Source organism: Mesorhizobium captivum, from assembly GCF_033977165.1.
GTDB classification, from domain to species: domain Bacteria; phylum Pseudomonadota; class Alphaproteobacteria; order Rhizobiales; family Rhizobiaceae; genus Mesorhizobium; species Mesorhizobium captivum.
Window position 1 is genome coordinate 57,075 of the sequence record NZ_JAVIJB010000038.1, and the last position, 10,819, is coordinate 67,893.

Annotated in this window: 12 protein-coding genes; 6 read left to right on the forward strand and 6 right to left on the reverse strand. The window is 63.5% G+C overall.

The window, feature by feature from the left end:
• Nucleotides 1–14 precede the first annotated feature (14 nt).
• From RFM40_RS26160 to RFM40_RS26185, 6 genes are all read right to left on the reverse strand, one after another.
• Nucleotides 15–776 (reverse strand): ABC transporter ATP-binding protein, encoded by a 762-nt coding sequence (locus RFM40_RS26160; protein WP_320278555.1) that lies wholly within the window; start codon nt 774–776, stop codon nt 15–17.
• Nucleotides 777–793: 17 nt separating this feature from the next.
• Nucleotides 794–1,792 carry an ABC transporter substrate-binding protein gene (locus RFM40_RS26165; protein WP_320278556.1) on the reverse strand — a complete coding sequence of 333 codons (999 nt, stop codon included), beginning with the start codon at nt 1,790–1,792 and terminating at the stop codon, nt 794–796.
• Nucleotides 1,793–1,840: 48 nt separating this feature from the next.
• Nucleotides 1,841–2,689 (reverse strand): ABC transporter permease, encoded by an 849-nt coding sequence (locus tag RFM40_RS26170; protein ID WP_320229249.1) that lies wholly within the window; start codon nt 2,687–2,689, stop codon nt 1,841–1,843.
• Nucleotides 2,690–2,714: 25 nt separating this feature from the next.
• A complete protein-coding gene (locus tag RFM40_RS26175; RefSeq protein WP_320278557.1) occupies nt 2,715–4,079 on the reverse strand; it encodes an LLM class flavin-dependent oxidoreductase in 1,365 nt (454 codons plus the stop codon).
• Between the two features lie 35 nt (nt 4,080–4,114).
• The gene (gene msuE, locus RFM40_RS26180; protein ID WP_126098766.1) at nt 4,115–4,672 is read right to left on the reverse strand and encodes an FMN reductase; all 558 of its coding nucleotides are present in this window, start codon (nt 4,670–4,672) and stop codon (nt 4,115–4,117) included.
• Nucleotides 4,673–4,911: 239 nt separating this feature from the next.
• Complete coding sequence (locus tag RFM40_RS26185; RefSeq protein ID WP_320229252.1) at nt 4,912–5,577, reverse strand: glutathione S-transferase family protein; 666 nt, start codon at nt 5,575–5,577, stop codon at nt 4,912–4,914.
• A 380-nt stretch (nt 5,578–5,957) separates the two neighbouring features.
• On the opposite strand from RFM40_RS26185, the gene RFM40_RS26190 reads away from it, so the two are divergent.
• The 6 genes from RFM40_RS26190 to RFM40_RS26215 all read left to right on the forward strand — a co-directional run bounded on the left by RFM40_RS26190 (nt 5,958) and on the right by RFM40_RS26215 (nt 10,744).
• Complete coding sequence (locus RFM40_RS26190; protein ID WP_320229253.1) at nt 5,958–6,602, forward strand: 50S ribosomal protein L25/general stress protein Ctc; 645 nt, start codon at nt 5,958–5,960, stop codon at nt 6,600–6,602.
• 24 nt (nt 6,603–6,626) lie between these two features.
• Nucleotides 6,627–7,352: an aminoacyl-tRNA hydrolase gene (pth, locus tag RFM40_RS26195; protein ID WP_320229254.1), complete on the forward strand. Its 726-nt coding sequence runs from the start codon at nt 6,627–6,629 to the stop codon at nt 7,350–7,352.
• A gap of 87 nt (nt 7,353–7,439) precedes the next feature.
• Nucleotides 7,440–8,543: a redox-regulated ATPase YchF gene (gene ychF, locus RFM40_RS26200; protein ID WP_320229255.1), complete on the forward strand. Its 1,104-nt coding sequence runs from the start codon at nt 7,440–7,442 to the stop codon at nt 8,541–8,543.
• A gap of 173 nt (nt 8,544–8,716) precedes the next feature.
• Complete coding sequence (gene corA / locus RFM40_RS26205; RefSeq protein WP_292340250.1) at nt 8,717–9,691, forward strand: magnesium/cobalt transporter CorA; 975 nt, start codon at nt 8,717–8,719, stop codon at nt 9,689–9,691.
• Nucleotides 9,692–9,815: 124 nt separating this feature from the next.
• Nucleotides 9,816–10,277: a MaoC family dehydratase gene (locus RFM40_RS26210; protein WP_320229256.1), complete on the forward strand. Its 462-nt coding sequence runs from the start codon at nt 9,816–9,818 to the stop codon at nt 10,275–10,277.
• Nucleotides 10,274–10,744, forward strand: coding sequence for a MaoC family dehydratase (locus RFM40_RS26215; RefSeq protein WP_320229257.1), 471 nt, complete (start codon nt 10,274–10,276; stop codon nt 10,742–10,744). Before RFM40_RS26210 ends, RFM40_RS26215 begins: the two co-directional genes overlap by 4 nt.
• The last annotated feature ends 75 nt before the right edge of the window (nt 10,745–10,819 follow it).

The following is a 10,819-nucleotide window of genomic DNA, read 5'->3' on the forward strand; positions in this document are numbered from 1 at the left end:
CTGCGCACTATCCTTTAATGCAGCCCGAACTCGCGCAGCAATTCCTCGCGGTAGCGCACGAAGCGGCTTTCGCTGCGGTCGCGCGGACGCGGCAGGTCGATTTCGATCAGTCGCGCCAAGCCGCCTTTCTCCTTGGGCAGGATCAGCACACGGTCGGCGAGATAGATCGCCTCCTCGAGGTCATGGGTGACAACGACCATGGTGACGTTCTCCTCGTTCCAGATGCGCGCCAGTTCCTCCTGCATGGAGATCTTGGTCATGGCGTCGAGCGCGCCGAGCGGCTCGTCGAGCAGCAGGATCTCCGGCTGCACCGTCAATGCCCTGGCGATGCCGACGCGTTGCGCCATGCCGCCCGAGAGCTGCCGCGGATAGGCGTCGGCGAACTCAGCCAGGCCGACCAGCGCGATATAGAACCGCGCCCGCTTCTCGGCCTCCGCCTTGGGCACGCCACGCACTTCGAGGCCGAAGGCGACGTTGCCCAGCACGGTCAGCCAGGGCAGAAGTCGCGGCTCCTGGAAGATCACCGCCCGCTCTGCGCCGACGCCCTCGATCTCTCTGCCGTCGATCGCGACACCGCCGCCATCGGCCTGCTCCAGCCCGGCAAGGATGCGCAGCAGCGTCGTCTTGCCGGAACCGCTGGCGCCGACGATGACCAGGCATTCGCCGGAGCGGATGTCGAGATTGAGCGAGCGCAACACGGCAAGCTGCCGCCCGCCGAGGCTGAAGGATTTCGACAGGTCGCGTATCGTGACCTCGCCGCCGCTTGGCGTTGCCATGGCATGGGTCTCCGTGCTCAGTTGGTCTTGGTTTCGCCCGGGCGGTAGAGGATGTCGGCTGCCTTGAGCTTGCCCTTCGGCAGTCGACCGTCCCGCTCGAGAATGTTCACCCAGAAGTCGACGTCGCGATTCGTTACCGCCGCCTTTTCGCGCAGGCCGAAGCCGGTCCAGTAGCGCGCCAGATCGCCATTCTCGCCGCGCCTGTTCAGGACGTCGGCGAGCAACTTGCGGGTCTCGTCGGGATTTTGCCGCGACCAGTCCGCGGCGCGCGCTGACTGCTCGACGAAATTGCGGGCGGCGTCGGGGTTGGCGGCAATGAAGTCCCGCCGCAGCACCACGAAACCGCCAGCGATCTCGCCGAGCACATCGGTGTCGTTGAAGATGCCGCGCACGCCGCCGTTGCTGACCAGCTGGCCGGCGAAGGTCGCCTGCCAGTAGCCGAGGCCCGCGACGTCGACCTGATGCGAGCGCAAGGTCTGCTCGAGCTGCGGCCCGGGCACCACGACCAGCTTGGCAGCGTCCGGCGGCAGGCCGATGCCGTGCAGTGCCTCACGTACTGTATAGTCGAGATGGGCGCCGAGCGTGTTGACCGAGATCGTCTTGCCGGCAATGTCGGCGATCGATTTGATCGGACTGTCGTCCAGCACGTAGAAGACGCTTTTGACATCCTTGTTGATGCCGTTGCTGGGGTAAGCCGCGACGAAGTCATTACCGCCGGCGATCGAGTTGATCACGGCAGGCGTGGCGGCGGAGCCAAGATCGACGCTGCCGGAGGCCAGCGCGAACAGCGATTCCGGCCCGCCCGCGGCGTAGCCGACATTCTCAAGCCCGATGCCGAGGCCTTTGAAATAGCCGAGCTCGTCGGCGAGCTCATGCGGGGAGATGCTGCCGCGGCTGGCGAGATAGCGGATTTTGACGGAAGCGGCCTGCGAGCGCGCGATCGAAGGCAGGCCGACGGCGATGATGCCGGCGGCAAGCGGGGCACGCAGGAGAAGCGAACGGCGTGTGGTGGTCATGGTCCGGCCTTTCATGGTTTCAGGAATGAGAAGTGAAAGATTGGCTGCTTAGCCGACGGTGTTGCTCCAGCGGCAGAGCCGCCGCTGCAGGCTGACCAGCGCCTGGTTGGCGATCAGGCCGAGCGCCGCAAGGATAACGATCGCCGCGAACATCAGCGGGATCTGGAAGTTGTATTGGGCATTCATCACCTGGAAGCCGATGCCCTTGTTGGCGCCGATCATCTCCGAGGCGATGAGCAGCAGCAGCGCAGTGGTGGCGCCGAGCCTCAAGCCGACGAAGATCGAGGGCACGGCTCCCGGCAGCACGACACGGCGGAAAATGGTCAGCCGCCGGGCGCCATAGACGCGCGCCATTTCGAGCAGCTTCGGGTCGACCTCCTTGACGCCGCTGATGGTGTTGAGCAGCAGCGGAAACAGCGTCGCCCAGAAGATGACGAACACCTTGGATGCTTCTCCCAGTCCCAAAAGCAGGATGAACACCGGATAGAGCGCCAGCGCCGAGGTCTGGCGGAAGAGCTGCAGGATCGGGTCGAGCGCGGTTTCGACCGCCCGTACCTGGCCCATTACCAGGCCGAGCGGAATGGCGACGACGACCGCCGCCGCGAAAGCGAGACCGGCGCGTTGCAGGCTGATGGCGATGTCGCCGAGCAGGCTGCCGCCGGCCAGCCCCTTCCAGAGTGCTGCAACAATAGTGTCGATCGGCGGCAGCACCGCCGTATTGACCCAGCCGCTGCTTGCCGCCACCTGCCAGAGCGTCAGGAAGCCGAGCAGCACGCCATAGCGCGACAGGATACGCGCCGAGGTCCGGCCGGCCAGCCGCAAGGCCTCCGTCCCGAAGCCATTGCCGCCCCCATGCCCGCTGATACCGACCGGGCGTTCGATGTGCTGCAAAGTCATCGTCTTGCCTTTCGTCTTCTGAGGATCATTCGGCTGCGAGCACGGTCGAGCGCGCGACCGTCCACGGATTCTGCGGCCGCCTGAGACCGAGATTCTCGCGCAGCGTCCTACCTTCATAGGCGGTGCGGAACAGGCCGCGGCGCTGCAGTTCGGGGATCACCAGGTCGACGAAATCGTCGAGCGCGCCTGGCAGCCAGGGCGGCAGGATGTTGAAGCCGTCAGCGGCTTCGCTGGTGAACCACTCTTCCAGTTGGTCGGCGACCTGTGTGGCGCTGCCGATCACCGTGTAGTGACCGCGTGCGGTCGCCACCCACTGATAGAGCTGGCGGATCGTGAAATTGTGCTCGTCGGCGATCTGGCGGATCAGCGCCTGCCGGCTCTTCATGCCTTCGGTCTCCTTGCTCGGCGGCAGCGGCCCGTCGAGCAGATAATCCCTGAGGTCGAGCGTCTGACCGGCAAGCGCGTTGAGCAGCGCCACGCCGTCCTCCGGCAGGATCAGGTCGTTCAATTGCCGGTATTTGGCGCGGGCCTCCTCTTCGGTACGGCCGACGAACGGTGCCACGCCCGGCATGATCAGCACCTGCGCCGGATCACGGCCGGCCGCCGCCACGCGCGCCTTGATGTCGCGATAGAATTCCTGCGCCGATGCCAGATTCTGATGCGCGGTGAAGATCACCTCGGCCGAAGCCGCCGCAAGCCCACGCCCGTCCTCGGATTGACCGGCCTGCACCACCACCGGGTGGCCCTGCACCGGACGTGGTACGTTGAGCGGCCCCTTGACGCTGAAATGCTCGCCCTTGTGGTTGATGTCGTGCAGCTTGTCTTTGTCGTAGAAGCGGCCGGTCTTCTTGTCGCGGATGAAAGCGTCGTCTTCCCAGCTGTCCCACAGCGCCTTGACCGTCTCGACATGCTCATGCGCCCGCGCGTAGCGGCCGGCGTGGTTGGGCTGGACGTCGCGGTTGAAATTGCGCGCCGTGTCGTCGCCAGCCGAGGTCACGACATTCCAGCCGGCTCTGCCGTTCGACAGAAGGTCGAGCGAAGCGAATTTGCGGGCGAGCGTATAAGGCTCCTCATAGGTCGTCGAAGCGGTAGCGATGAAGCCGATATGGGTGGTGAACGGCGCCAGCGCCGCAAACAGCGTCACCGGCTCGAAACCGGCGATCTTGGCGTTGCCGCCCTCGCGGGCGCCGAGGCCCACCGTCAGATTGTCGGCGAGGAAATAGGCATCGAACAGGCCGCGCTCGGCGGTTAGCGCGAGCTTTCTGTGGAACTCGAAATTGGTCGCGCCGTCGGCCGGCGAGTCCGGATGGCGCCAGGCCGCGACATGCTGGCCGCCGCCGGGCAGAAAGGCGCCGAGCTTGATCTGTCTGGACTTGCTGGGGCTGGTCATGGCTGATCCTTCTGTTCGATGCGAATGCTTCGGAGTCAGGCGGCAAGGCCGACGCTGCGGGTGGCGCCGACAACGTTGACAGCCTCGGCTACGGCCTGACGGGCGCGGGCATGGATCGCTTCCGACACCAGCACGCCGTCGGCAAAATCCTTATCGGAGGCGTAAATCGCGGTCGGCATGGTCAGCGCTTCGAAGAAGCCGAACAGCGGGCGCAGCTGATGCTCGACGATCAGCGAGTGACGCTCGCCGCCGCCGGTCGCCGCAAGAACAACCGGTTTTCCACGCAGAGAGGACGGATCGAGCAGATCGAACAAGTGCTTGAAAAGTCCGGTATAGCTGCCTTTGAAAGTTGGTGACCCGGCCACCAGAACATCGGCGTTGACCAGCTGTTCGATAACGCCGCGGGCAGTCGGGTCGAGATCACCAAGCCGCCGTGCCGTAGGCAACGACAGGCCAAGATCATCAATGTCGAAGACCGCCGCGGCCGCGCCGATCCGGCCGGCGACCTCGCCGGCAATGTGGCTGATGAACGCCTTGGTCTTCGACGGGCGAGTCAGGTTGCCGGATATCCCCACCACCAGCTTCTTCGTCATTTTCAGGCTCTCCTCGCGGGCACTTCTCCATTAAGACTACCGATTTTGTAGAATTAAGTGAGCGAGAAGATTTCAAAACGAGCTTGGCGGAGGGATTGAGTTTGCGTCCTTTCGCCGTTGGTTGGTTCAGCGGATGCGGAGTTCCGGTCCGCGTCCCATGACCCAGGATGGCGAGGTTATCGGCCATTTTAGCTATGATCGGCAGATTCCGTCGCGGTCATCCTTCAAAAAGGATCGGTTCAGATCGACGCTCGGTCCGGCAAGGCTTCGCTGTTGACCAGCGGCAGCGGCGGCGCCTCCAGCCCCTGGAACGGGTCGCGCCAGGCATCGATCGCCTCAAGCCGACCATACCAGCGGCGGATGGATGGGTAGTCCTCGAGCGGCAACCTGGCGACATCGTTGAACGCGAGAAACGTCGCCATGCGAAAGTCGGCATAGGAGACGGAATTGCCAACCAGCCACTCCCTTTCCGAAAGCACCACATCAAGGACGGCGGCCGATGTGTGGAATACTCCAAGCCCCTCCTCGACCAGGGCCTTGTCGATCGGCCCCAACCCCCAACGCTGCTTGGTGCCGCGCTCGAAATGCACCATGTCGCAGCCGCGGGCAAAATTCTCCTTACCCCAGCTCAGCCAGCGGATCATCTCGGGCTCGTCGTCTCCGCTGCGCCAGAAATTCGAATGCCTGTCGCGCGAGAGCCGGCAGGCTATGGCGTCAGCCTCCCACAGGCTCCAGCCGGGACCGACCAGTATGGGTAACGTCAAATTGGGGTTCAGCGCGCGATAGCGCTCGGCCTGACCCGGCGCCATGGGTGATGCGAATTCGTACGCGACCTCCGCCTTGAGATAGCGCGCCACCGCGACCGCGAGGCGAGGATTGGGGTTGCGGCTGAACAGAAGTTTCATGTCGATCTCCAGAGGTCCTTCGAATGCCAAGGACGATTGAAACCTGCCCGATCCTACATGACGAATGCAGACGGTGCTCGGAGCAGGCTGGCAGATCCAACTTTGCGTCAGGCGGAAGCGTCGACTATGCTCAAGCCGACCTTGGTCAAAGGGCTTCCGCCTCAACGGCTTGCGCCCTTGCCCGGCTTCCGCTATAGAGCCGCCACCCGCGTAGACACCCTTGGAGGCAACGCGGAGGAAGGCCGGCCAGGCCTGCATGATCCCCAAAGCGTTTGGACAGCCAAAAGCATTGGATCGACCATGCAAGCTGCGACGGCTTTCGACGTTTACGGATGGGCTTGCCCGCCGCGAACGCTCCACAACACGCGAAAGGAAATGCCATGAGCCACGAGGCTTACGAGCTCAAGGCCGAAGCGCGCGAACAGGTCGGTAAGGGGTCCGCCCGTGCAGTTCGCCGTAACGGTAAAGTGCCTGCAGTTATTTACGGCGACAAGCAGCCCCCCCTGGCGATCGCGCTCAACTACAAGGACGTCTTCTACAAGATCCACGGCGGCGGGTTCCTGACCACGATCGCCACGATCGATGTTGACGGCAAGAAGATCCAGGTCCTGCCGAAGGATTTTCAGCTCGATCCGGTCAAGGACTTCCCGGTCCATGTCGACTTCCTGCGCATCGGCAAGGACACCGAGGTCAATGTCGACGTGCCCGTCCACTTCATCAATGAAGAGAAGTCGCCCGGCATCAAGCGCGGCGGCGTGCTCAACATCGTGCGTCACGAAGTCGAGTTCCACTGCCCGGCCAATGCGATCCCGGAATTCATCACCGTCGACCTCACCGGCGCCGAAATCGGCGACTCGATCCACATTTCGGCGGTTGCCCTGCCGGCCGGCGTCAAGCCGGTGATCTCCGATCGCGACTTCACCATCGCGACCATTGCCGGTTCCGCGGCGATGAAGCCGGAGACGGAAGAAACCACCGAGGCGGAGGCTCCGGAAGCGGCGGCCCCTGCCGAGGAAGAGAAGTAATCTCTTCCGCGTCCGGAGGCGACGATGCTTGTCTTTGCAGGCCTCGGCAATCCGGGCGCGAAATATCAGAACAACCGGCACAATGTCGGCTTCATGGCGGCGGACGCGATTGCCCGCCGCCATTCCTTTTCGCCCTGGTCGAAAAAGTTCCAGGGGCTGATTTCCGAAGGCTCACTCGGCGGCGAGAAGGTCCTGCTGATCAAGCCGCAGACCTTCATGAACCTGTCCGGACAATCGGTCGGCGAGGCGCTGCGCTTCTACAAGCTCGAGCCATCCGCCCTCACCGTCTTCTACGACGAGATCGACCTTGCCGCCGGCAAGGTCAGGGTCAAGCTGGGTGGCGGCTCGGGCGGCCATAACGGCATCCGCTCGCTCGACCAGCATGTCGGCAATGCCTATCGCCGCGTGCGCATCGGTGTCGGCCATCCCGGCGTCAAGGAGATGGTGCACGGCCATGTGCTCGGCGATTTCGCCAAGGCCGACCGTGAATGGCTCGACGTTTTGCTCGACGCGATCGCCGACGACGCAGGCTTGCTGGCCAAGGGCGACGACAGTTCCTTCATGAACCGCATCACGCTGGCGCTGCGCGACAAACTCGTGCCCACCGGCGATGATGACCGGCCGCCACCCAAGGCGCCCAAGGCGCAAAGCCACATCCGCCAGGCCCGTCCGCAGCAGCCAGCGGCAAAGGTCCCCGAAAGCGGCCCGATGGCTGCGATGCTGAAGAAGCTGTTCGGCGGTAAGGATTGAACCGAAACACGACCCCCCGAGGGCTTGACGATCGTCCGCCCTTTCGCCCATAGCCTCCGCAAACTCGAATTCCCGATAGGAACAAAAATGGGTTTCAAATGTGGCATCGTTGGCTTGCCCAACGTCGGCAAGTCGACGCTGTTCAACGCATTGACCAGGACCGCCGCCGCGCAGGCCGCCAACTATCCTTTCTGCACCATCGAACCGAACACCGGCGAGGTGGCGGTGCCAGACCCACGCCTGCAGAAGATTGCCGCGATCGGCAAGTCGAAGGAGATCATCCCGACCCGCATTTCCTTCGTCGACATCGCCGGTCTGGTTCGCGGCGCCTCCAAGGGCGAAGGGCTTGGCAACCAGTTCCTCGCCAACATCCGCGAGGTCGACGCCATCGTCCATGTGCTGCGCTGCTTCGAGGATGACGACATCACCCATGTCGAAGGCCGCATCGATCCGGTCGCCGACGCCGAGACCGTCGAGACCGAGCTGATGCTTGCCGACCTGGAAAGCCTCGAGCGCCGCATCGTCCAGTTCCGCAAGCGCGCCGCCGGCAAGGACAAGGAAGCCATGGCCGTGCTGCCGATGATGGAGGCGGCGCTCGAATTGCTGCAGGCCGGCAAGCCGACGCGCTTCCTGCTCAACGGCATCGCGGTGGAGGATCTGCGCATCCTGCAGGGGCTGAACCTTCTGACCTCGCATCCCGTTCTCTACGTCTGCAACGTCGCCGAGGCCGACGCCGCCACCGGCAACGAGCACACGCAGGCAGTGGAGAAGATGGCCGCCGCGCAGGGCGCCGGCACAGTGGTGATCTCGGCGGCGATCGAGGCGGAAGTCGCTCAGCTTTCCGACGAGGAGGAAATGGAATTCCTTGCCTCGATCGGCCTTGATGAGCCAGGTCTCAACAAGGTGATCCGCGCCGGCTACGAGCTCTTGCATCTGATCACCTATTTCACCGTCGGGCCGAAGGAGACGCGCGCCTGGACGATCCACAAAGGCGATAAGGCACCGCAGGCTGCCGGTGTCATCCACACCGATTTCGAGCGCGGCTTCATCCGCGCCCAGACGATTTCCTACAACGATTTCGTCACGCTGGGCGGCGAAGTGGCGGCCAAGGAAGCCGGCAAGGCGCGCGACGAAGGCAAGGAGTATGTCGTCCAGGATGGCGACATCATGCTGTTCAAGTTCAACACCTGATATCGCCTTGCTTGCACCCGGTTTGACCGCCGGCCCTCCGGCCGGTGGACGCCTTGTCTTGACCTTGTGATGCAGCAGGGCTAAGCGGCCGGGGCTGACGGGCTCCACGGGCCTGTGCCATCCGGACGACGCTTCGAACGAAATTTCTTTGGTCCAGCAAGGGAGACCCGGCGATGATCAAGGCCTTCGTCGTGGACAATGATCGCCTGCGGGTCACCGACGATCTTACGCGAGACGGCGACAGGGTTGTTTGGGCCGACCTGTTCAATCCCACCAAGGAGGAAGAGGCCGTCATCGAGGGCTGGCTGGGCATTGCCATCCCGACCCGCGAGGAGATGGAGGAGATCGAGATCTCGAGCCGCCTGTATGTCGAGGACGGCGGCTACTTCATGACCGCCGTGCTGCCGGCGCAGACCGAGGTCGACGACCCATTGATGTCGCCGGTGACCTTTGCGCTCGCCGGCAACCGGCTGATCACCATCCGCTACCACGAGCCCAAGGCCTTCAAGACCTTCCCGCTGCGCGCCGAAAAGGTGGCGACCGGCTGCACCAGCGGCGACACCATCCTGATCGGCCTCTTGGAAGCGATCGTCGATCGGCTGGCCGATATCCTCGAGCGCGCCGGTCGTGACGTGGAAGTGATCTCGCGCGACATCTTCGAGGCGCGCTCGACCAAGGCTTCGAAGCGCAACCGCGATTTCCAGGAGCTCTTGAAAGGCATCGGCCGCAAGGAGGATCTCGCTTCCTCCGTCCGCGACAGCCTGATCTCGCTGCAGCGCCTGGCCGGCTTTCTCACCCATGTCGCTGCCCAGACCAAGATGAGCAAAGATGTGCGGGCTCGCATCAAGACGCTGTCGCGCGACGTGCTGTCGCTCGCCGACCACGCCACTTTCCTGTCGCAGAAGATCTCCTTCCTGCTCGATGCCACGCTCGGCATGATCTCGATCGAGCAGAACGCCATCATCAAGATCTTCTCGGTCGCCGCCGTCATCTTCCTGCCGCCGACGCTGGTCGCCTCGATCTACGGCATGAACTTCGACATCATCCCCGAGCTCAAATGGGAGTTCGGCTACCCCTTCGCCATCGGCCTGATGGTGATCTCGGCAATCCTGCCCTTCTGGTATTTCCGCCGCCGCGGCTGGCTCTGACCGCGCGTCGCGTCGCCGACAGCCTTTGGCTGGCTTACCAGAAAGGACTTGACCAAATCGCCTTCGGCCGTCATCCGGGATGCCCGACCTTGGGGATCACGCATTCGTCAACCGGATTGCCGATATGACCGGAAAGACTTGGGCCTATGAGGACTTCGTCGAGGGCGTCTCGCTCGACCTCGGCAGCAAGAATGTCAGCGCGACCGAGATCATCGAATTCGCCAGCGAATTCGATGCCCAGCCGATGCATCTCGACGAGGAGGCCGGCAAGGCCAGCATCCTGGGCGGCCTTTCGGCTTCGGGCTGGCACACCTGCGCGATGTTCATGCGCATGCTGTGCGACGCCTTCCTGCTCGATTCGACCTCGCAAGGCTCGCCGGGCATCGAGCATGTCAAATGGAAGAAGCCGGTTCTGGCCGGTGATCGCCTTACCGGCAAGGTCACCGTGCTTGCCAAGCGCCAGTCCAAGTCGAGGCCTCAGCTCGGCTTTGTCAGCATGCGCAGCGAGTTGTTCAACCAGCGCGGCGAATGCGTCTTCGAGCTTGAGAACACGGGCATGTTCCTGACCCGAGAGGCCATCGCGTGACCCTGGACGAGTATTTCCTGATCGGTGAAACCGTCACCCTAGGCTCGCATAAGTTCGAGCCCGATGAGATCAAGGCCTTCGCCAAGAAATACGATCCGCAGGTCTTCCATGTCGACGAGGAGGCGGCGAAGAAGAGCATGCTCGGCGGGCTCTGCGCCTCTGGCTGGCACACCGCCGCCACCTGGATGAAATACAATCTCGAAAAGCGCATGGAGACCGAGGGCGTGCGCTGGACAGGTCCCGGCCCGCAGCCCGAATTCGGTCCCTCGCCTGGCTTTCGCAACCTGAAATGGCTGAAGCCGGTCTATGCCGGCGAGACTGTGACCTTCACGCGCACCGCGCTCGCCCATCGCCCGCTTGCCGCGCGCCCCGGTTGGAGCCTGCTCACATTGCGCTCGGAAGGCGTCGATTCGACCGGCGACAAGGTCATCGAATTCGAAAGCGCGGTGCTGGTGAAGGTGGAATAGCGCCCGTCCCTTCTCCCCTTGTGGGCTAGCGTGCGCACACATTTGCTTCGTGGTGTGGTCAAGTGTGAAGAAGCG

What these genes read in the sequence shown, in the direction of transcription:
- RFM40_RS26160 (WP_320278555.1), bottom strand. Translation starts at nt 776, where the DNA reads ATGGCAACGCCAAGCGGCGGCGAGGTCACGATACGCGACCTGTCGAAA.
- RFM40_RS26165 (WP_320278556.1), bottom strand. Translation starts at nt 1,792, where the DNA reads ATGACCACCACACGCCGTTCGCTTCTCCTGCGTGCCCCGCTTGCCGCC.
- RFM40_RS26170 (WP_320229249.1), bottom strand. Translation starts at nt 2,689, where the DNA reads ATGACTTTGCAGCACATCGAACGCCCGGTCGGTATCAGCGGGCATGGG.
- RFM40_RS26175 (WP_320278557.1), bottom strand. Translation starts at nt 4,079, where the DNA reads ATGACCAGCCCCAGCAAGTCCAGACAGATCAAGCTCGGCGCCTTTCTG.
- msuE (WP_126098766.1), bottom strand. Translation starts at nt 4,672, where the DNA reads ATGACGAAGAAGCTGGTGGTGGGGATATCCGGCAACCTGACTCGCCCG.
- RFM40_RS26185 (WP_320229252.1), bottom strand. Translation starts at nt 5,577, where the DNA reads ATGAAACTTCTGTTCAGCCGCAACCCCAATCCTCGCCTCGCGGTCGCG.
- RFM40_RS26190 (WP_320229253.1), top strand. Translation starts at nt 5,958, where the DNA reads ATGAGCCACGAGGCTTACGAGCTCAAGGCCGAAGCGCGCGAACAGGTC.
- pth (WP_320229254.1), top strand. Translation starts at nt 6,627, where the DNA reads ATGCTTGTCTTTGCAGGCCTCGGCAATCCGGGCGCGAAATATCAGAAC.
- ychF (WP_320229255.1), top strand. Translation starts at nt 7,440, where the DNA reads ATGGGTTTCAAATGTGGCATCGTTGGCTTGCCCAACGTCGGCAAGTCG.
- corA (WP_292340250.1), top strand. Translation starts at nt 8,717, where the DNA reads ATGATCAAGGCCTTCGTCGTGGACAATGATCGCCTGCGGGTCACCGAC.
- RFM40_RS26210 (WP_320229256.1), top strand. Translation starts at nt 9,816, where the DNA reads ATGACCGGAAAGACTTGGGCCTATGAGGACTTCGTCGAGGGCGTCTCG.